Origin of the sequence: Legionella geestiana (assembly GCF_004571195.1) — a bacterium.
Classification (GTDB): Bacteria; Pseudomonadota; Gammaproteobacteria; order Legionellales; family Legionellaceae; genus Legionella_B; species Legionella_B geestiana.
In genome coordinates this window covers 117,301-136,553 of sequence record NZ_CP038271.1, presented here as the reverse complement: position 1 = coordinate 136,553, position 19,253 = coordinate 117,301, and the positions used below count along the sequence as shown (strand labels likewise).

Genomic DNA, 19,253 nt, shown 5'->3' with positions numbered 1-19,253 from the left:
CTGCAAGGTGCTGTTTTGTGCATGAAAAATCAATGAGCTTAGGGTCTGTTGACATTTGGTGGTGCGAAGCGAAAATCACGTTAATTTAGGCCAAATTTTATCTTGAGTGAGGCGAATAGCCGGCTCTATTTAACGAACTCAAGGTTAAATTTGGACAAATTGACGTGGTTTGCAGCCGTGTCACCAATTGTCAACAGACCCTAGGGAACTGGATACAAAAAAGTCGCTTCGTGTTTATTCCAGTAGAGATTTAATACACGGGCGTTTGGTATCTTTCTGAGCGTGTTCAACACGGTAAAATCAGTTTCTCCCTGAAGTTTGATGGTAAAGATAAGGTTGCCTGCGCGCTCGCTGTCTATCCACTTTTCTATCAATTGAAGGGCTCTTGCGGGGTAACAGGCAATGTCTGAGAGAACCCAGTCTACTTTTTCAGTTAAGGTGGCTGGTTCAATCGAAAATGCGCTCTGTTGCAGACAGGTCACGCCGGGAAGGGCGGCAATTTTGGGGTCAAGTGCTGCCTTGTCGACCGCCGTAACCTGCGCGCCAAGACTTTGCATAACCCACGTCCATCCCCCAGGAGATGCGCCAAGGTCAAATACCCGCGCACCTTTTTCCGGGCTTCGTCCCATAACAAATAGTGCTTCCCAGAGCTTAAGATAAGCGCGATTCGGCGGATTGACACGATCCTCCACAAAAAAACTCTTGCCATCGGGCCATTTTTTGAGGCGTTTGGTTGCGAGGAGCAGGGTATTTCTGTCGATAAGCGTGAAAGCGCCTATGGCTGGCACCTGAATATCAGGCCTGAAGGGTGTGTGTAACTCAGGCAATTTTGGCAATTGCTCTTCAATTAGACGACCGCGCCGCACATATTCCAGTGGGTGAAAATACCAGAATCTGCCATGAGCGCGCAGAATACGTGCCGCCTCAGAGATGGAGGCAAAAGGCAGAACCTCGATATCCTCCCAGATGTCGAGCGCAAAGCAGGCCTCAATTGCGGGTTCAGCGGAAAATAAAAGACTGTCTTTTACAGTAAAGCACCTGCCTATTTCCTGCTGCAGGGCAGGCAGGCATTCCGGCTTGGCAACATAGACGCTTTTAATGGATTGACAAGATTGCATAAACGGTCAGTGGGTTGCCTTCTCTACCGCCAGAAGTCGGTTTGTCCATGCAATGGCAAGTGCCGAGACAAGAAGGGTAATATGAATGACCACCTGCCAGAGAACATTATCAAAGCCGGCTTTAGCCGGATCGATAAAGGTTCGCAGAAGATGAATCGAAGAAATCCCCACCAGCGCGAGCGCCAGTTTAATTTTCATGGCGCCAGCATCAAGATGGTCAAGCCATTCGGGCTGGTCAGGATGCGATTGAAGATTCAGGCGAGACACGAAGGTTTCATAGCCACCCATAATCACCATAATGAGCAGGTTGGCAATCATGACCACATCAATCAAATCGAGCACGCCGAGCATGATTTCACTGTCACCCAGTGCGTTCATGTGACCAATCAAGGTAAAAAGTTCAGCTATAAAGCGATACGCATAGGCGCATAGGATTCCAATCAGGCCAAGGTACAGCGGCGCCTGCAGCCAGCGACTGCAGAAAATGAGAAGGGCAATAAAATGTTTGATGTTTTTCATGTTACCTGACATATATCTGTTGTATACCAAGGGGATAAATCAGTTTAACGCAGCGATGAAACCGAAATTGCTGTTTGTTCAGCGTCTTCTGTGGGAGCTGGCTCTACCGTTTGCACAGGCACCTGCAGTTCCTCAAAATTAACCTTCATTCTTGTAAATTCTGTTGATGACGCCTCGGTCAGGTTATTTGGTATTACGGCCATTGTATATACAGGGGGACCGTAAACATGGTAGCCTCCAAACATACTCATACAAGCGCTTCTATCGCGAAACATGCAAACCTTCCCTTATCTTTTTAGGATAATCGTGACATTATCACATTCAAGGGAGTGCGTCGATTTTTTATTACGGCCAGCACGCAAAGGAGTGGCATCATGAAAGCAACAGGCTATTACAAATCGCTTCCCATCACGGAGCAGGATGCACTTATCGATGTCGAATTGCCAATACCGGTCGCTGAAGGGCATGATATTCTCGTGGAAATTCGCGCTATTGCAGTGAATCCCATCGATACCAAAATCCGTCGCAATGTATCTCCTCCTGAAGGCTTTCCTAAAGTCCTCGGTTGGGATGCGGCAGGCGTGGTCGTGGCAGTGGGGCCTTTGGTGACGCTCTTTAAGCCCGGCGATGAAGTCTGGTACGCGGGCGACCTGACGCGACCAGGGTGCAACAGTGAATATCACCTCGTGGATGAGCGCATTGCATCCAAAAAGCCACAATCCCTTACTTTTGAGGAAGCGGCAGCGTTGCCATTAACCAGCCTGACTGCATGGGAGCTCCTGTTTGACCGTTTACAGGTACCACCAGACGAAAAAGGCACGTTGCTGATTACCGGTGCCGCCGGCGGTGTCGGCTCCATTCTCGTACAGCTAGCGCGCAGACTAACCAGTTTAACGGTAATCGGCACAGCTTCAAGAGCCGAATCCGTGAAGTGGATTCTGGAAAATGGCGCGCACCATGTCATTAATCATAATGAAGACATGAAAGCACAGCTTGCTGTCCTGAATATACCTGCAGTTGATTATGTTATCAGCCTGACGCACACTGATGAGCACGCAGCGGCGCTGGTAGACATCCTGAAGCCTCAGGGAAAATTTGCACTGATTGACGATCCGCAACAGGTGGATTTTAAAATCTTCAAGCTTAAAAGCATTTCCATTCACTGGGAAATGATGTACACGCGCTCCATGTTTAAAACCAATGACATGATTCGTCAGCATGAGATTCTCAAAAGCGTGGCTGAAATGGTTGATAACCAAACCCTGCATACGACACTCGCTGAAAACATGGGCGTTATCAACGCGCTGAATCTCTGCAAGGCGCATGCGCTGCTTGAAAGTGGAAAAGCGCGAGGGAAGATAGTGTTAAGTGGTTTTTGTTAGGGCGTGTCCTCATTTCATGATGAGAAGCGAAAATGTGGCGTTTTGAGGGGCATTGTGTGCTTGTGTGCAGCGAATAGCAGGCTCTATTTAACAAACTCAAGCACACAATCAACGATTTGAAGAAAATTAAATAAAGAATTTGTATGCCTAAATTTAAATGTGAGGATGAGACAACGATATTCTTTAAAGTGCTAGGAAAAGGAGACCCTATAGTATTAATTTCTGGCGGTTTTTGTGATCATCAAGTTTGGGATGATGTTGTTGAGCCTCTTAGCTGTCGTTATCAAGTGATTACTTATGATAATAGAGGAATAGGACAAAGTGATGCTTCAGTGTATGATGATTACACACCGAAATTGTTAGCAAGTGATTTAAACTCCTTATTAACACATCTCGAAATACAATCCGCTCATATTATTGGTCATTCAATGGGAGGATTTATAGCACAGTATTTTGCTGCACATTATCCAAGAAAAATAAGAAGCTTAAGCTTATTATCTTCCTTATTAACCATGAATATCGCTGGGAATGGCTATCTTGACTTGTTACTCGATGACGCAAAAAACGATTTTGATAAGCTACAAAAACAAATGCCAGAGCTCGCTGGTCAATCTCAAACTATACATTCGATACTTCAACAAGCTATATTATGTAAACAATATGATGCACAGTCTTATATTAATAAAATCAGTGTGCCAACTTTAATTATGTCGGGAATTAATGAACTTGTTGTTACAAAAGAAGATTCGCAACTTCTTGCTTCTGTAATTAAAAATGTAAATCGTATAACTTTTCTAAATTGCGGTCATATGCTACAGCGCGAATCTCCTAATGAGGTTGTAAAAGAACTTTTAAATTTCTTAGATAACAATATTGGGTAAAGTTAATTGGTAATTGTTAGGAAATTTTTACAGCTCCGGCAGAGATATTTTAAAAGAAGAGCGATTGCACTTACAAATTGAATTCGCGAAGTATTCATTCATCTTAAGTCTGATTATTGTGATAATCAGACTTAACTGCCTTGAGTTCTTGGCTCAAGACCGTTGCCACTTGTAAGTTGTTGTTTTATCAATAAAATACCGTAGCCTGCGCTGATAAGCGCGGGACAGGATGCACGAAAAAAACATCCGGCCTTTGGGGATACCCGATGCCGGGCTTCGCCGTGCTCAGCCCAGCCTACAAAAAATCTTTTATATACAATAAGTTATTCGAAAAAAGCGCCGTAGCCTGCGCTGATAAGCGCGGGATAAGATGCACGAAAAAAACATCCGGCCAACAGCGATACCCGATGCCGGGCTTCGCGGCACTCAACCCAGCCCACCGATTGCACCTCAAGCGTGAACTGGAGACAGTCTGAATACATTTGGGAAGGCATAAGGCTTTACCCGAAAAAGCTTTTCTTCATCTCCTGAAACACATTTTATGCGATTTTTGTGGTATGCGAATTTTTTAGGTGTACCATCAGCATTTTTGGGCCAATAATTACTGTAAATCCACCAATTATTACTCGATGCTGCACGGCTATGTCCTTGTGCAATAATGACATTGTCACAGATATAATTTCCTATCCTTAGTTGCCCCATAAAAGCAAAATTCAGCTGCTCAGGCGCGCTTGCAACGCTACTGCCGGCAACGCTTGCGTATACCTTTCCATTATTATTACCATTCATCACCGCTGTTTGTTGAACCTTTGCCCAATCCGCAACTTTGGAATTGTTTTTTCTGGGAAGCCAAACGGTGATAATTGCTTTATAATACGTCATGTAGCCCATATTCTCATCCCAGCGTGTATAGCGATAGAAATTTGATGTAAGGCCGTGCCACGCTTTCATTGGATACACAGAATATGGCTCGAATGTCTGATTGTATGTATCTTGCACCATCGACTGAGGTGCAAGAGTAAATTCAAAACTGTCTATTGGACCGCTTTCGCTGTACAATATTAGCCTGTTTTCACGCGTGATTGGCCCCGAATCGAATGCAAATGCTGCCATGGGCAACGTTGTTAGTAACACTAATTTTTTCAACATAACCACCTCTGACTGCATTATTTGATTCATTAATGAACATTTGGTGCGTAAACTATAACTTTGCCTTAAGTTGCTTGTCAATTTTCTTTGTGTAAAAAGATAACTAAAAGTTCGATTGGTGTTGTTTTAAGGCCTGATAGCAATATCTCGGCCCTTAAAACGCTTGAGATCTTGTGTAGATAATCAGACTTGGGGGGGGCTCAAACGGATTCAACCTGCCCACGTGACTGAATCCGTTTGACCTGACCGTAATGCAGTGGCCATTGAGTCCACTATGGCCATTGCGGCATCGGGTGTGGTGAGTTTGATGACGATGCTATCATACCGTTGTGGCCTGAACCGCTAAAAAAAGCGCTCCAATACACTCTAAATAGCTCTGGTGCCGGCAGAAATAATGAACAGCCCCACTCTTGATCTATCTTTCTTTAAAATATACCATCAGACCGAATCATATAAACAGGGAGAGTGATATGTCAGCCAGTGCACATGAAGTGCTATCAGTCGAACGTCAGGATTTTGCCAGGGAGCTGGATACTCGCGATACTCAAGTGCGTATATTGCGAGACGCTTTCGCTTTTGCCAAGTCAGAGAGACTTTATGAAATTTTTCCGGGAATAAATGGCAATATAAGAATCACCAGCATTGATGGACTGCCTATGGAGAGTATTAGGCTTCACATACTGAGTGATGGCGTAGCATCGTTGGAAAATGAACTTCAATTAATCTGGAACTCCGCCATTGGAGAAAAAAAGGTCGCCCAAAAAAAAGACGGTTTTTTTAAGGAATACTTCAATCACATTGATTTATCACTGAATTTTGTGATGAGAATACCTTCAACAGACGGAGGCGAAAAGCGAACTTGCCATGTTGATATCAAGTTTCTTGGAGTGCAACTACCGGCAGAAGAAGCGCTTAAGATTAAAACCAATAACCCCGATCTGTTTAAACCTAAAACCAACTTGTCCTGCCAGATTTCCTGATTGGCGACAGCAACCCCGCGATGCAGATCGAGGGGTTATGGTCTGTTTTACAGGCGATTTAGAGTAATCCATCCGAGTCGTGACCGTCAGGGAGCGGAAATATTACGATCCTGCTCTGCGTTGTGAACGTTATGAACGATTCTCCCGAGGGTTCCCTTAATATAGATAATCAGACTTAATCTAATAAGGCGCAGAGCAGATTCTGCTCGCTAAGGCAACTGGCTTTTTTGTGCAACCCAAACGGTCGCTTCACCGCAATCTGGATCTGTACCAATACTTTAAAATGATTATCGATAAGGAGTTGTTGATATTCTTCAGTAGAGAGTGATGCATGATATAGCTCATGCCCCCCATTATCACTCCAAACTTCACCGTATTCTGGTCCCGATCTCTGTACGGGACAAAAAATCATATCAACGCCTCGGTCGGTGCCTCGATGCTCAAGAAGGCCATCACCTGACCAATTAAACTCAAGATATTCTGCTTTGCATTGAGAGCCGCATCACGTAGAAAATCAAGACCATAACGAAAAATACTGACCTCTTTTCTACCATGTTTTTTCATTTTGATCGCTTTTTGCTCGTTGCGCCATTCACCTACTTTATAAGCCCAACAAAAGCCGATGCTTAAAAGTGCTATCAGCTTCGAAATACGCTCCGGCTTTGTAATATGCGTGTCCTCAAAGTTAAAGCCGCGCGATTTCAGGCAGGAAAACAGGGTTTCTATTTCCCAGCGCCGGCCATACAATTCGATAGGTGAATCAACTTCTTTATCTGTTGCAACAATAAGTAATTCACCATCTGTAAGCCGGAGCGCGCTCAACCAGACTTTTTGCTTCCAAAGCCTGCGCTCACCCCTCAGTTTTCGTTGTTCACCAGGCTTCAGATCGTAGAAAAGAGCATCCACATTAACGTCAAGCCCCAAGCTGTTGCTGGTTTGAGTGTTGCTTTTGATTCGAATGCAAAATGAGATCCCTTCACTACGCAACCATGAGAACCATTCGTTTCCAACAAACTCTCGGTCAGCCAGCAGACAGGCAACTCTTTCTTTGCCAAACTGCTCTATAAAACGCTTAAGTAAGGCTATACGCTCTGTGGTATTACTGTTCCCGCGCTTGGGCAGCAAATCCCACATGAGAGGGATGGCTATCCCTTTGTAGGCAATAGACAGCATTAATATATTGATATCCTGCTTGCCCCACTGCCAATTTGTTCTGTCTATGCTGAGATACAACGGCGTCTGGTCAAAATCAAAAAAAGTCATCACCCATCCGGCCAGAGCGGTGAAGCATATTGTGAATTCCCTGAAAAATCGCTTGATACGCTTGTAGCGCGATTCTATTGTTGCCTCGCTTTCAAAGCCACAGGCCAGTTCGCTTAAATTGACCGTTCTTACTTTGAACAATGATACCAGCATACAGGCGAAACAGGTCATTCTTGCCTTGTTCCAACTAAAATATCCGTTTAATATACCGCTCAGCTCGTTGATTTCCATGACTCCATGCCTTTTCCTTGAACAGAAACGCAGGGATTGTCTATTAATCAATGAGCTACTTCAAGTTTTTTGTCCCGTACAAAGGGTCCCGATGTAAAAATGAATAAACCATTTTGATGTACATAAGACGCCAGTAATTTTAATGTGCTGCGCTGGTTTTCATGGGATAAGTGAAAAAAACTATGCCATGCAATGACTGGATGAAATTTTTCATTTAAATCTAACGTGCGCATATCAGCTATCAGCCATCGTTCCTTTGGAAATCTTTGTTTACACCTGTCAATCATTCTTTTGCTGGCATCTATTCCAGTCACTGCAAAACCTGCATTAATTAAAAATTTTGCTATAGGCTCTCCCGTCCCGCAACCAACATCCAGGATTTTGCTGTTACGTGGAAGATGCTTTTGAATAAAGTTTAAATAAGTTTTCTCCATTTTCAGATCTTTTTTGCGAGCATTGTCAAACCAATCAATAATTTCATCATAAACCTGATAAACATTATCTTTATTTCTATTTGTCATTTAAACCCCGGTTGCAAATTGTTCCTTTGGTGTAGCATAGCCTAAAGTTTTTTGGGTATATATAATCTAAGTTATTAGATCAATAATCGCCCTGCCTCTATAAAAATCAGTTTTGAATTTACGGGGTTATGGACTTAACCGGCGGTCTGTAAAATAACGTAGGTAACGTATACGCTGATGTTTTAAATATAAATCCATGCGAAGTTCCACTTTACCCTTCCTCTTCGGTAACAGGTCATTTGAAGCAACTCGGGCCGAGTTAATTGATGACACGCCCTAATAATTCCTTAATAAAATTTGGGTATAATGTACAAAGATTGTTGTTTTTTACGGGGATTCAGATGCCAAGCCATGAAAATGAAGTACAAAATTTAAAATATAATTATTCAAATATAAAAACTAAGGTTGTTGGTTATCCTTTGTATTTGTCGTCTGAATTATGTAAGCAAGCAATGGCGTACACCCTTGGTTTTCAGTGGCTCATGCCTACTTTGGAGGCAATAGACATTCCATATATTAAAATAAAATTACCTACATTTACTTATATAGCTGGTAACCCCGGGTATTTTGCTCCACGAGGAACTCATCAATGGGCGATGCATGCGATGGGTCTTACTGATAAAAATCAGTTAGTATCTAGTTTTGCTTTTACTTGGAATCAATATCGACTTAATGGTGTTAATTTTTTACTCATAGGATTGAATTACATTGCGAGAAATCTTGGAAAAGCAATAGGTGTCTTGGCCGTTTCTCCTTTTACAATACCGGCTTTCATTGCAATAAAATCATATTTTTCTATAAAAATTGGTATTGAAAATGTGCGTAATTTCTTCAGTACAGACAATCAAATCAATGAGCAGCATACTATTGGAAACAATGAGCCCGAACGTGAGATAAAAATTGATGCAACAACATCGATTACTCAAGATCCACCAACAATTCATGCCCCTCTGTTCCCTGATGCTGACGGTATAACTGAACAGAGTTTATCTAAATCAGGAAATTATACCTTAGGGGGTCAGTAACCGTGACCCACCTCTTGCACCTTCATCTCTTTTTCTTTAGAAAATCTTGACTCAACGGATATTTTGCGAGGAATTATCGAGGCAGGCGGGTTATCGATTAAACTGGTCTGCTGCCATCCCACGCAATATATGACAGGGAGCAAAGAAAGTTTCATGGGGGATCTGGCACCTCTGATTGAGCTTCTCAGTGGGCTGGTAAAACCAATACGCATGGTATTAACTGAAAACACCACCATTTCCCATGCGACAGAGGCAGAATTAAGCGATGATGAGAAACGGCTTCAGTCCGTCAAAAATAACCCCCAAAAACAAGTCACTGAAACGCCAGCATGTAAGGCTCTTGCGGCATTATATACGGCGTATTTGATGACGAGGCCGCCATTCTATCGTCTGAAGCGCTAAAAAACGAACTCCGACAGGCTGTATTAGATAGGTCCGGGGCACTGGAACAAAATTCAGGGAAAATAAGAGCTATTCCCATCTTGTTAGTCTAATCACCTTGCTCTCAGAATGGCTTATCCACAAGTCCATAGGCCAGGAGAGCTTTCATTGTCTCGGATAGGCCTGTTGACCCTGTGGGTAAGCCATGACACACGGAGCTCATGTTTTTTTACGGTGTTGAAAATACATGTCCGCTGGTGTGAAATATCTGAAGGACTGGTGCGGTCTTCGGTGGTTATAATAATCAAAGTATTCACATAATGCCAGCTCAACTTCTTCAATTGACTCAAAAGAATATCGATAGAGTTTTTCTTGTTTAACACTACGCCATAAACGCTCTATAAAAATATTATCAAGGTAGCGACCTCGCCCATCCATACTGATGGAGATCCTGTGGGTTTTTAGCGTGTTTATCCAGTCACTTGAGGTGAATTGTGACCCTTGATCAGTGTTGAAGATTTCACATCGTCCTTTCAGCAAAGCATTTCTAAGTGCTTCTACACAGAATTCAGCCTCAAGCGTTGGTGAAACGGCCCATTGAACCACATAGCGGCTATACCAATCCATAATGGCGAGCAAATAGACGTGACCGCCTTTCATCCTGACGTATGTGATATCCGCCGCCCATACTTGATCGGGTTTTGTGATATCGATATCTCGCAATAAATAGGGGTACACGGTGTGCTCTTTATTGGGTACGCTTGTATTTGGCTTTGGGTAGACGGTTTCTAACCCCATGACCTCCATGAGTCTCTTGATACGACGTCTACCAACAGTATAACCAACCTCTTTTGATAGCCATTGTGCGCGCTTAATTTTGCCTTCACAGGGATATTGGAGATAATGCTCGTCAAGCAGCGTCATTAATCGCTCATCTTCTGCTGATATGGAAGACGCCTTGTAATAGTAACTGGAAACGCTCAATCCGAGTAGCATGCACTGCTCTCGGATCGTTATTTCAGCGCTGCTATCGATGAGTCTGCGTTTTTCATCCAGGCTCAGATGGAAATTTTTTTTTTAACCAGGACAATTGTGCCTGGAGCCGACCAATTTCCTCATATAAGGCATCGATAAGTTCTGTTTGTGTTTTTTTATCTTTGTCGCGAGTGTTGGAAAACACGTCAGATATCGCTTGCAATGCCGTTTGCTTCCAGGCTTTAATTTGGGTAGCATGCACGCCGTACTCGCTGGTTAACTGGGCCTGGGTCAATTTCCCCTCAATGGCAGCAAGTGCAATCTTTGATTTTTTTGATGCAGTGTAATAATTTCGCTTTTTGGTCATCCTATTCTCCTCTTATAATAGAAGAATAGCTCTTAAAAATACCTTTTTTTCGTCCAAAAATCCGCGCCTATATCAGTATAATAGTCTTGAGCAGCAACAATCATTGATGCGGTTTGTCGCGTTTCAAGCGCTTTAACCGGATCAAATTCACAAGCCCCTGGGTTAAACATTTTAATTGGCGATAAAGCATGATATTTCGCTACTTTTATCGGCAGCCAGGACTTCAAAAGCACCGCCTTCCTTTGGTCTTGTTCGGGAACGATCCGCTTGAGCCATGTGTCAATCGTAGCCATTATCTCCTTTTTCGGGGCCATTAGTGTTAAGGAAGCCACTGCAAGCAAATCTTCCATCCGTTCAAATTCATCACCAGCCAGAATGACCAAAAACGCCCTTTTGATAAAATCAGTTAACGCTGGTGAAGCAGGCGTCACGACCGGTTTTTCGCTAAAAATGGCGGGAAACAAGTCACACTTGAGAAAAGACTCCAGATTGGCAAGGGCAATATCAGCGTTTATTGGAAAACACTTGCGTATTTGTTTTACGAGTGTCATCAAGGAGAGTGAAGACAGGTTATGACGCACACGGTGTATCGCCTCAACGGTTTCAGAGTCCAGTTCCCATCGAAGTTGATTGCAAAGCCTTATTAAACGCAGCAGTCGAGCAGGGTCTTTTTTGATGGATGCATCAAACGGGATAATGGTGCGCAGCACCCGGTTCCTTAAATCAGTAACGCTCTCAGGAAAAGGTATGAGCAACTTGCATTGTGCGTTCACAGCAAAGGCATTGACAGTAAAATCGCCGTTGGATAATAACTTCTCCGGCGTATCGCCCTGACCACAGGTTATATCGATTACCAGTGAACTGTCTTCAGGATTTGTCAGATGGAAAACCTCTGCGTCAGTACAATATTTGCTCTTTTGTATCTCTGTGAACAGAGTCTGCAGGATGGCTGGCGGGCAGTCGGTCAGCAAATCAGCATCATTTGGCGTCAATCCGAGCAAAGTATCCCGAACAAATCCTCCGATAATGTATGCCTGGTATCCCTTTTTTTCTATCGTTTCGAGAATATGCTGAACAAAGGGAGGATTTTGGTACCCTGCCGGCAAATGGATGAACGGAACATTTGAAGATTCAGCATTGTCGGCGGTGGAAGCAACTGCTGTTGATGTGCCAAAATCGTTTCGTGCATGGTTATTGTCAACAGACGCTTGTAATGCATTTACAACAATGGCTGGTATGCTACTGGATGCTGCGGTATGCGCATCCAAAAGCGGCGCGGGTTTTCTCCCCTTTTTTCCAACCCCCCTTGTGCGTTTTGCAGGTTTAGGCGCTAAACTTTTAGCCGCACTCTTTTGATTATACTCCTCAATGGCCTTCAATCGTGAGGATTGCGTGACGGCACTGGCTTTACCTTTGCCTGATATTTTCTGTGAAAACTCAGGCACTTGAACCGTATTTAACGTTTCCGGGTGCACTTGAAGCCTGGCGGATAAAGGCATGCTGGCCAAAAACCGGTGAAAATGATCCAGCCACGCTATGGTTAATAAATCTCTGGTGGTTTTCACCTCACAGCTGCTTAAATCTTTCAACCATGCTTGATACAACGCCCTTGCCTCTTCTCTCTTTTGAATAATCCCGGAGTTAAAAGAAAGCGCATACCATGCAGACTGGAATTTCTGCAGCCTGTCAGCTTCTTCCTGCCGACCTTTCTGTGGCGGCCAAAAATCTTTCACTTGAAACGCAGAGATGTGTGGATTTTTCAAAAATGCCAGCAGCTCAGGATAACTTTCCCTGGTCGATTTGGCTGCTACCGTACTGGATATCTGATTATCAAAACAGGCAAGCTCATCCGGCGCACAAAGCTCTTTCACTGCCTCCCACAAAGCGGTTGCTTCAGAAAGTACGCTGTTTGCGCGCCCCGGCTCCCCCTCCTCTGACCAGTACAATACTTCTTTGAGAAACATATCAAGAACGGCAAGGCTCGCTTTTTTGAGCCGAGGATTTTTTATAAAATCCCCCTGTAGCGGAATAGCCAAAAATACATTGTGAAGGGCCAAATACATTTCGGCCAAATCTGCTCGCGACTTACTTTTTTGTTGTTGACACCTTAAGACAAAGAGCATGAACACGCTGCACTGCAGTCGTTCCGTGTACTCTGCCTGTGTCAGTTGCACAAAGAGCCTGGACACTGCCGCCAAATTTACCTGTTCCCAGTTCTTTCTTACTTGAAGGCTTTTTTCAAGAAGCGCAAGAAATATCGGGCACTGAAGATAAGTTTCCACGGTATCTACGTCATCTGAAGATGGTGCCTTGGGACGCTCTGTAGACGGGCGTTGGGGGGCTTGATCCAAAGATGCAATCAAAGCACGAACCCTGGGTGCATGAAGCTCCTCTAGAGCCTTTCGGGCATTATGCTTAACCCTTGTGAGGTGCGCCTTAATCACTCCAACTGCAGTTTGCAGGAGATATTCATCGAAACGACGTCCATCAGGAAGCTTTGAAAAACGCTCAAACAGTGTTTCAAGGCTTTTTGCCAGCTCAAAGCGGAGCGAGAGAGCTCCAGTGGATATTCGGGGTAAAACGGCAGGAATTTTTTCATCCATGATTCTCGCTATCTCAGAGAACGAAATGGTCGATACTGATGGCTCAGAAAGGCCCGCAAGCAACGCATTGCATATCTCGAGCGCCCCTGAAATATCTTCAACTGCCTCGCTACCGAGGCTTACTGTTTCAGGCATGCTTAAAAAGGTGTTCAACATAAACCACAAGGTACGGGCCAGCTTTAAGGAATCAGAGGGTGCTGCTGCCAAAAGATCCCGCACCAATTCGGCGTTATTATCTGGCATGCCTGCCTTATCAACGACATCTATCGCAGGCTTCAGGCTGTTCAATTCGATACTTGATTGCGACAACATAGACTTAATGATGTGAACAGTTTGAATGCATTGTTCAACGTTATCGAGTCTCTTTTCCAAAAGCATCATGTTCAGACTGGCATATTGCAGCTTCAGCATCTTTTGAAGGTGTTTAAAGCGATGTTGATACAACTTTTCAATCTGTACGGCAGTAAGACCCTCGGGATTTTCCTGACGACACACCCTTTGTAAAATTCCTGTCAATCGCTCCCCAATCGTAGAAAAGCTCTCAAAATATGCGGCTCTTTGCAGGTGATATGCGCCAATATCGCTTTCTTTAGCTTTTTGGTAATAATCAAAGGCGCCAAGTTTGAAGCAAGACTGATGGTATTGCCAAAGTTCAATCACGATGTTGTTGCAAAAGCCTGCTTCTTCATCTTTACGGGCGTTTTCAAACATTTTGTAAAAGAAAACAAGTACTTTTTGGGATTCAAAATAGACCTGAAATAACGGAAAATCTGTTGAAATATCCAGTAGATTATTCGTTGTTTTCTCATAATTTGAAAGGCTTCCAATATGGTTATTGGTCATTTCTAACAGTAACTTCGATACATGCCGCAACCTCTCCGGGTGTCCAATCCATTCTCTAATTGCCGAGTACAGCCCTGAATCTTCAAAAGCGGCTGGATGATTGCGAAGAGCAATCACCAGGTTGACGAATACTGCCGTTGTCATTAAGGCATCGCTTGAAAGATAAGGAGCATCAAATCCCGGATTACTCAGAAAAGCATGCATGAACGGTGATGTTTTTGGAGGGAGGGCTTTGAGGATTAATTCTGTGTTCAGTTTGTCAATCTGGGTTCTCGCAGGTTCAAGGGCTGAGCGAATAGCGAGGATTCCAGCACTGGTTTGTACCCCAGAAGGACGTGCCGGGCCCTGGTTAAGCAAGGACTGTAATTGTATTTGAAGTAGACTGCCAACCAGACTATTCAGTTTTTTATACCTGTTTACCGCTTTTTGATAAAGAACAAGGCATTTTTCCCAGCGTTGCTCACTGACGTCAGAAGAAAGACCACTTTCCTCGCTAAATTTTTTAGCGTAAAGCCCCGGTATATATAGATAAAGATTTGCGCAACAACTGAGAGCCAGAGCAAGTTTTTCCCGTGACTCAACGGGATAAGAGTCCATATTACGGGCAAATGCTTCAATGAAGCTTTCAATAAGCTCATCATCCTTTGCTATCTCGTCAAGACTTAGCGTTATCTTCTCAATGTTTTTCGCACCATCTCCAAAGCTAAACCGATTTTCGAGATACAAAAGCTCGTTGAGTATATGCCATCGGGCAAGGACACAATACAGCCGCTCTTCCGTGGATGTTGTGGGCATTTCAATCAAACGCGTTGCAATTTTAACGACCGAGCGCACTTTATTTGCGGCGTCCGGGGTAAATGATTGCCTGAGTTGTATGAACAACGGATGGGAATTTTGTGGCAGGTACTGTTTTATTAGTTCGAGGTCATGCTTAACATTGCCTGTTGATTCTTCAACATTGTTGACGGTAATAGCGCTAATTCTAAAATCTGATACTATTACCTCAGGAATATGTGCGGGAATAATTGTAGCAGAACGTTTTTTGCCCCTACGGCCTGAATTGTTTCTTCTCATTCTGTCTCTCATGTGAATTTGATGCTCACATTTTAATTACCTTGATGCTGTATTACAAACTTTTATTACCTCGCATAGGCCAAAGTCTTTCAAAGTCAGGCTACACGGTTTTTGGCGCAATCATTAAGAAGCATGGAAGGCGAACGGGCTGACCCAAAAGGCATACTGTGAAGCGAACGGGATAAGCTATGGCAGTTTTGTATACCAGCACAACCGTATGGCGGGAAATGTGGAAGGCAGTTCCGTGAAGTTTGTGGAAAGACGGCAATTGGGACAAAAGCCGGCGATCGGTGGAGCAGTTGTGCCTGCAGTTTGACGAGGCGATTGCCACGCCGGAGCTTCCTGAAGCCTCAACCGAAACCATCACCTACACCCACTACCTCGCCACTTTTGTCGCTGAACGCATCTGGCAGATACGCCAGAACCTGTTTTTTCCAGGTATTGCCCTATGTTGCGTGCACGCCATATCTGGACGTTATCTGTGCAAGTGTCTGCTCGCTCTTAATTGCCTCTAATGCAATTTTGGCCTTCTCCGCAGGTATGTAACGTTTGCGTTTCTCGCTCATTTCGACTCCTTTAACTCTGCGAGAATTATATCTTAACTAACCCTGTCTAGTGGTCCAAAGGGTTTCGTGTTCCGGGCCCCGCTTAGCTGCCGTGTTGCTGCCACCCCCCCCCCTTTGGCCAAACAAGGTATGAAAGGAGCTGGATGCGCCGGCTGTTTGGGCCGGGGCACCCTTCTGCGCATCCCATGTATCATCGACGCGTGTACCGGCAGCTTCCTGACAGGTCTCGTCTTCCGGTCTTCCATGTCTGCCCGCATCATCTTCACCGGATGAAGCTGTCAGCGAAAGCCCATCGACAACCGGGTTCTTTTGGACAAGACCACAATAGTCCTGATAACTCACCCTTGTGATGGTTAACATAAGGTCTGCATCGATAATTTCAGCGCTGAATGCAATGCATGCGCCCACTTCCTGGAAAATGCCGCGCAGCACTTCCATTTTCCCAGGGGGGATGGATACCTTAACCGATACATCCCCATGAATCCCCGTTACTTCGGTTGGTGTTACTTGAAATTTGTCATGGAAAAATTGTGCGACAAGTGCTACCACGCCCTCACCCAGTGGCTTCTTCAGGTCTTCTTGCCGCTGAGCTTCGGTCAGTCGCTCAATCACCTTTTTCGCGCCCGCATGCCCAAGCGCTGCTGCCTCCTCATAATACCTTCTGGCACGATCGAAGTTGCACTTCACGCCCAGGCCGTGCTCATACAGGTACCCCAGGTTAAGCATTGCGCGCGTATCTCTGTACAGTGCTGCCTTCTCAAAATGTCTTTTGGCAAGCAAGAAGTTTTTCGTTACACCTTGGCCGTGCGCATACATTAACCCCAGCTTAAGCATGGCGCCCGCATGCCCAAGCGCTGCTGCCTCCTCATAATACCTTCTGGCACGATCGAAGTTGCACTTCTTCATGCCCAGGCCGTACTCATACAGGTACCCCAGGTTAAGCATTGCGTCCGCATCTCCGTACAGTGCTGCCTTCTCAAAATACCTTCTGGCAAGCACGAAGTTTTTCGTTACGCCTTGGCCGCGCATATACATTAACCCCAGGTTAAGCATGGCGCCCGGATGCCCAAGCGCTGCTGCCTCCTCATAATGCTTTATGGCGCGAGCGAAATTTTGCTTCACGCCTTCGCCGAGTTCATTCATGTACCCCAGGTTAAATATGGCGTACACATTCCCGAGTGCTGCTGCCCGCTCATAATACCCTCTGGCAGAATCGAGGTTTTTCGTCACACCTTCGCCGCGCTCATACATTAACCCCAGGTCAAGCATGGCGCATACATTCCCGAGCGCTGCTGCCCGCTCATAATACCCTCTGGCAGAATCGAGGTTTTTCGTCACGCCTTCGCCGCGCTCATACATGTACCCCAGGTTAAGCATGGCACCCGCATTCCCGAGCGCTGCTGCCTGCTCATAATACTCTCTGGCAGAATCGAGGTTTTTCGTCACGCCTTCGCCGCGCGCATACATTAACCCCAGGTTAAGCGTGGCACCCGCATTCCCGAGCGCTACTGCCCGCTCATAATACTCTCTGGCAGAATCGAGGTTTTTCGTCACGCCTTCGCCGCGCTCATACATTAACCCCAGGTTAAGCATGGCACCCGCATGCCCAAGCGCTGCTGCGAAATCATAACGCAGTTTGGCGCGGGCGTAGTCCTTCGGCACATTAAGGCTGCCCTCATGGTAAAATGCTCCTGCAAGGACCATGGCATGGGATGAGGGATTCTCACCAACCATCAGCGTCTCGCATAGCTCCATGAGCCCGGACGTCGCGTCCCATGTCTCGATGCGGAAGGCCCTGGCGATACCAATAAGATTGTTATACTGCCGCCAGTCGCCTGCAAGGATATCCTCAGCAATCCGGGTAACTATCGCGGCCTTGTCAGAGCCAAACAAAAAACTGACATCGCTCTCGGGCTCCAAGAACGATAGGGAGGAGGCCTGAATCAAGCCTGATGAACTTGCACTCAAGCTTACAGTTTTCTGAGAGGAGGAATGGGCGGCGCCAAGACTTCCCATGTAGTCGCTCACCATTTTGGTGATATCCGACCTGGCCCTTGAAAACCTTCCGTCACGCCCGTCTGATATGCGTGCAAGCTCACCAACCAACTGTAGGTAATTCTGGTTTTCTGCGCCCTGATATTTCTCTATCAGCGCATTGACTTCTTTATTTCGGAAAACAAAGAAGCCGCCGGCGTACTCTCGAAGCCTCCCGATTATGGCCTGCATCAGGGCTCTCTTGCCATGGCTTGTATTGTCATGATTGGGCATCTTATAACCTCTTTCGGGGTGCATTCTAGTGAATATCTGCGCAATTTTAACACAGTCAAGTAGATAATTCAACGTAAGCGCTCAGTAAACCCCACCTATTCAGGGGTTGAAAACACGAGCAGACTCCGCATATCAGCCAGCAGGTTCCGATCGATATGGCAGGGCAGGAGTTTTTCGAGTTGTTCGATGGTTTTTGCATTTCGGATGTTGGTCAGGGTGTATTTGAGCCATGCAAATACATCGACCTTGTGTTGTTTGCAGGTTTCAATGAGGGAATAGAGGATGCTTGCGGCAGGGGTGGTTTACTGAGCGCTTACGCTGTTCCCGCTTTCATTTTTAGTGCAGAAAATCTGTCTGCTACCCGTTTAGATATAATCAGAGATAATAATCTTGCATCGTTACCTGACTATGTTGACAGGGAGATAAAGGGGGGACTTAAACACAGCATGTATCAATCACAGGTTCTGACGGTCGATATACCTAAACCCCATCTTGATTCAAAGAAATTAAAAAAATAATTAATTTTAAGGGATTTTACGCATGAAACTATTTGCGCTTAATTCTATAAAGTATGTGTTTTGAGAGTCGATGGCTTTCAGGGATCTCGGGATGATTAAAATCACTCTTTAAATCTCGCGCCATCCCTATTTTTTCCATCACACGTATGGATTTGAAATTTTCTGGAACAGTCCACGCAAGAATTTCTTCCAGCGCACACGTTTTAAATCCATAAGCCAGAACGGCTTTGGCAGCCTCTGTTGCATAACCATTTCCCCAAAAGGCCGAGCTCAATCGCCAGCCAATTTCAACACATGGGGTGAATTTTTCACTCCATGCTGGGGCATTTAACCCTGCAAACCCAATCAGCTTTCCAGATTGTTTTTCTTCCAGTGCAAATAAAGTGTATCCATGAGCATGAAACTGGTGATTCATTTTTTCGATAAATGTCTGCGCCTGGCTTATTGAGGTCATATTGAGTAAAAACTCAACCACTTTTGGGTCTTGATTGAGTGAATAATAATTGCTCACATCACCCTCCTCCCAGGTTCTCAGAATTAATCTTTCAGTTTCAATGATATTCATTTGCTTTCCTGGTCATTTTTTATA

18 protein-coding genes and 1 pseudogene are annotated in these 19,253 nt (G+C 44.9%); 7 read left to right on the top strand and 12 right to left on the bottom strand.

What is annotated here, in order from left to right:
- Nucleotides 1–200: 200 nt before the first annotated feature.
- A complete protein-coding gene (locus E4T54_RS00650; protein ID WP_028386545.1) occupies nucleotides 201–1,118 on the bottom strand; it encodes an SAM-dependent methyltransferase in 918 nt (305 codons plus the stop codon).
- A 6-nt stretch (nucleotides 1,119–1,124) separates the two neighbouring features.
- Nucleotides 1,125–1,637: a TIGR00645 family protein gene (locus tag E4T54_RS00645; RefSeq protein ID WP_028386544.1), complete on the bottom strand. Its 513-nt coding sequence runs from the start codon at nucleotides 1,635–1,637 to the stop codon at nucleotides 1,125–1,127.
- Between the two features lie 374 nt (nucleotides 1,638–2,011).
- On the opposite strand from E4T54_RS00645, the gene E4T54_RS00640 reads away from it, so the two are divergent.
- Complete coding sequence (locus E4T54_RS00640) at nucleotides 2,012–3,019, top strand: zinc-binding alcohol dehydrogenase family protein (RefSeq protein ID WP_028386542.1); 1,008 nt, start codon at nucleotides 2,012–2,014, stop codon at nucleotides 3,017–3,019.
- 143 nt (nucleotides 3,020–3,162) lie between these two features.
- Entirely contained in the window at nucleotides 3,163–3,900 is a 738-nt protein-coding gene (locus tag E4T54_RS00635) for an alpha/beta fold hydrolase (RefSeq protein ID WP_051550923.1), read from the top strand.
- Nucleotides 3,901–4,350: 450 nt separating this feature from the next.
- On the opposite strand, the gene E4T54_RS00630 is transcribed toward E4T54_RS00635, so the two are convergent.
- Nucleotides 4,351–5,067: a hypothetical protein gene (locus E4T54_RS00630; RefSeq protein WP_028386541.1), complete on the bottom strand. Its 717-nt coding sequence runs from the start codon at nucleotides 5,065–5,067 to the stop codon at nucleotides 4,351–4,353.
- A 452-nt stretch (nucleotides 5,068–5,519) separates the two neighbouring features.
- On the opposite strand from E4T54_RS00630, the gene E4T54_RS00625 reads away from it, so the two are divergent.
- Nucleotides 5,520–6,029 (top strand): hypothetical protein, encoded by a 510-nt coding sequence (locus E4T54_RS00625; protein WP_028386540.1) that lies wholly within the window; start codon nucleotides 5,520–5,522, stop codon nucleotides 6,027–6,029.
- Nucleotides 6,030–6,238: 209 nt separating this feature from the next.
- Here the strand turns inward: E4T54_RS00625 and E4T54_RS12150 are convergent.
- From E4T54_RS12150 to E4T54_RS00610, 3 genes and pseudogenes are all read right to left on the bottom strand, one after another.
- A pseudogene (locus tag E4T54_RS12150) lies at nucleotides 6,239–6,417 on the bottom strand (class I SAM-dependent methyltransferase); the annotation flags it as partial.
- 20 nt (nucleotides 6,418–6,437) lie between these two features.
- Entirely contained in the window at nucleotides 6,438–7,523 is a 1,086-nt protein-coding gene (locus tag E4T54_RS00615) for an IS4 family transposase (protein ID WP_115152790.1), read from the bottom strand.
- A gap of 47 nt (nucleotides 7,524–7,570) precedes the next feature.
- Nucleotides 7,571–8,044: a class I SAM-dependent methyltransferase gene (locus E4T54_RS00610; RefSeq protein ID WP_051550980.1), complete on the bottom strand. Its 474-nt coding sequence runs from the start codon at nucleotides 8,042–8,044 to the stop codon at nucleotides 7,571–7,573.
- A gap of 341 nt (nucleotides 8,045–8,385) precedes the next feature.
- Between E4T54_RS00610 and E4T54_RS00605 the strand changes: the two genes are divergently transcribed.
- The gene (locus E4T54_RS00605; protein ID WP_028386910.1) at nucleotides 8,386–9,069 is read left to right on the top strand and encodes a hypothetical protein; all 684 of its coding nucleotides are present in this window, start codon (nucleotides 8,386–8,388) and stop codon (nucleotides 9,067–9,069) included.
- A gap of 153 nt (nucleotides 9,070–9,222) precedes the next feature.
- Nucleotides 9,223–9,471: a hypothetical protein gene (locus tag E4T54_RS00600; protein ID WP_028386909.1), complete on the top strand. Its 249-nt coding sequence runs from the start codon at nucleotides 9,223–9,225 to the stop codon at nucleotides 9,469–9,471.
- Nucleotides 9,472–9,669: 198 nt separating this feature from the next.
- Here E4T54_RS00600 and E4T54_RS00595 read toward each other — a convergent pair whose 3' ends face one another.
- Genes E4T54_RS00595 through E4T54_RS00585 form a run of 3 tightly spaced genes read right to left on the bottom strand, consistent with a single transcriptional unit; the run spans nucleotide 9,670 to nucleotide 15,072 of the window.
- Nucleotides 9,670–10,461, bottom strand: a complete 792-nt coding sequence (locus E4T54_RS00595) for an IS3 family transposase (protein ID WP_238582805.1) — start codon at nucleotides 10,459–10,461, stop codon at nucleotides 9,670–9,672.
- Between the two features lie 37 nt (nucleotides 10,462–10,498).
- Nucleotides 10,499–10,792, bottom strand: a complete 294-nt coding sequence (locus E4T54_RS00590) for a hypothetical protein (protein WP_115152800.1) — start codon at nucleotides 10,790–10,792, stop codon at nucleotides 10,499–10,501.
- Between the two features lie 32 nt (nucleotides 10,793–10,824).
- Complete coding sequence (locus E4T54_RS00585; protein WP_167755229.1) at nucleotides 10,825–15,072, bottom strand: tRNA nucleotidyltransferase/poly(A) polymerase family protein; 4,248 nt, start codon at nucleotides 15,070–15,072, stop codon at nucleotides 10,825–10,827.
- Between the two features lie 388 nt (nucleotides 15,073–15,460).
- Here E4T54_RS00585 and E4T54_RS12160 point away from each other — a divergent pair, with 388 nt between their 5' ends.
- Together E4T54_RS12160 and E4T54_RS11965 are read left to right on the top strand one after the other, a co-directional pair.
- Nucleotides 15,461–15,628 carry a hypothetical protein gene (locus E4T54_RS12160; protein WP_425324516.1) on the top strand — a complete coding sequence of 56 codons (168 nt, stop codon included), beginning with the start codon at nucleotides 15,461–15,463 and terminating at the stop codon, nucleotides 15,626–15,628.
- Nucleotides 15,603–15,827 (top strand): hypothetical protein, encoded by a 225-nt coding sequence (locus tag E4T54_RS11965; protein ID WP_028387234.1) that lies wholly within the window; start codon nucleotides 15,603–15,605, stop codon nucleotides 15,825–15,827. Before E4T54_RS12160 ends, E4T54_RS11965 begins: the two co-directional genes overlap by 26 nt.
- 87 nt (nucleotides 15,828–15,914) lie before the next feature.
- Here E4T54_RS11965 and E4T54_RS00580 read toward each other — a convergent pair whose 3' ends face one another.
- The 3 genes from E4T54_RS00580 to E4T54_RS00570 all read right to left on the bottom strand — a co-directional run bounded on the left by E4T54_RS00580 (nucleotide 15,915) and on the right by E4T54_RS00570 (nucleotide 19,229).
- Nucleotides 15,915–18,146, bottom strand: coding sequence for an SEL1-like repeat protein (locus tag E4T54_RS00580; protein ID WP_058386994.1), 2,232 nt, complete (start codon nucleotides 18,144–18,146; stop codon nucleotides 15,915–15,917).
- A 95-nt stretch (nucleotides 18,147–18,241) separates the two neighbouring features.
- Nucleotides 18,242–18,415 carry a transposase domain-containing protein gene (locus tag E4T54_RS00575; RefSeq protein ID WP_238582768.1) on the bottom strand — a complete coding sequence of 58 codons (174 nt, stop codon included), beginning with the start codon at nucleotides 18,413–18,415 and terminating at the stop codon, nucleotides 18,242–18,244.
- 277 nt (nucleotides 18,416–18,692) lie between these two features.
- Nucleotides 18,693–19,229: a GNAT family N-acetyltransferase gene (locus E4T54_RS00570; protein ID WP_028387232.1), complete on the bottom strand. Its 537-nt coding sequence runs from the start codon at nucleotides 19,227–19,229 to the stop codon at nucleotides 18,693–18,695.
- Between the last annotated feature and the right edge of the window lie 24 nt (nucleotides 19,230–19,253).

What these genes read in the sequence shown, in the direction of transcription:
- E4T54_RS00650 (WP_028386545.1), bottom strand. Translation starts at nt 1,118, where the DNA reads ATGCAATCTTGTCAATCCATTAAAAGCGTCTATGTTGCCAAGCCGGAA.
- E4T54_RS00645 (WP_028386544.1), bottom strand. Translation starts at nt 1,637, where the DNA reads ATGAAAAACATCAAACATTTTATTGCCCTTCTCATTTTCTGCAGTCGC.
- E4T54_RS00640 (WP_028386542.1), top strand. Translation starts at nt 2,012, where the DNA reads ATGAAAGCAACAGGCTATTACAAATCGCTTCCCATCACGGAGCAGGAT.
- E4T54_RS00635 (WP_051550923.1), top strand. Translation starts at nt 3,163, where the DNA reads ATGCCTAAATTTAAATGTGAGGATGAGACAACGATATTCTTTAAAGTG.
- E4T54_RS00630 (WP_028386541.1), bottom strand. Translation starts at nt 5,067, where the DNA reads ATGCAGTCAGAGGTGGTTATGTTGAAAAAATTAGTGTTACTAACAACG.
- E4T54_RS00625 (WP_028386540.1), top strand. Translation starts at nt 5,520, where the DNA reads ATGTCAGCCAGTGCACATGAAGTGCTATCAGTCGAACGTCAGGATTTT.
- E4T54_RS00615 (WP_115152790.1), bottom strand. Translation starts at nt 7,523, where the DNA reads ATGGAAATCAACGAGCTGAGCGGTATATTAAACGGATATTTTAGTTGG.
- E4T54_RS00610 (WP_051550980.1), bottom strand. Translation starts at nt 8,044, where the DNA reads ATGACAAATAGAAATAAAGATAATGTTTATCAGGTTTATGATGAAATT.
- E4T54_RS00605 (WP_028386910.1), top strand. Translation starts at nt 8,386, where the DNA reads ATGCCAAGCCATGAAAATGAAGTACAAAATTTAAAATATAATTATTCA.
- E4T54_RS00600 (WP_028386909.1), top strand. Translation starts at nt 9,223, where the DNA reads ATGGGGGATCTGGCACCTCTGATTGAGCTTCTCAGTGGGCTGGTAAAA.
- E4T54_RS00590 (WP_115152800.1), bottom strand. Translation starts at nt 10,792, where the DNA reads ATGACCAAAAAGCGAAATTATTACACTGCATCAAAAAAATCAAAGATT.
- E4T54_RS00580 (WP_058386994.1), bottom strand. Translation starts at nt 18,146, where the DNA reads ATGCCCAATCATGACAATACAAGCCATGGCAAGAGAGCCCTGATGCAG.
- E4T54_RS00570 (WP_028387232.1), bottom strand. Translation starts at nt 19,229, where the DNA reads ATGAATATCATTGAAACTGAAAGATTAATTCTGAGAACCTGGGAGGAG.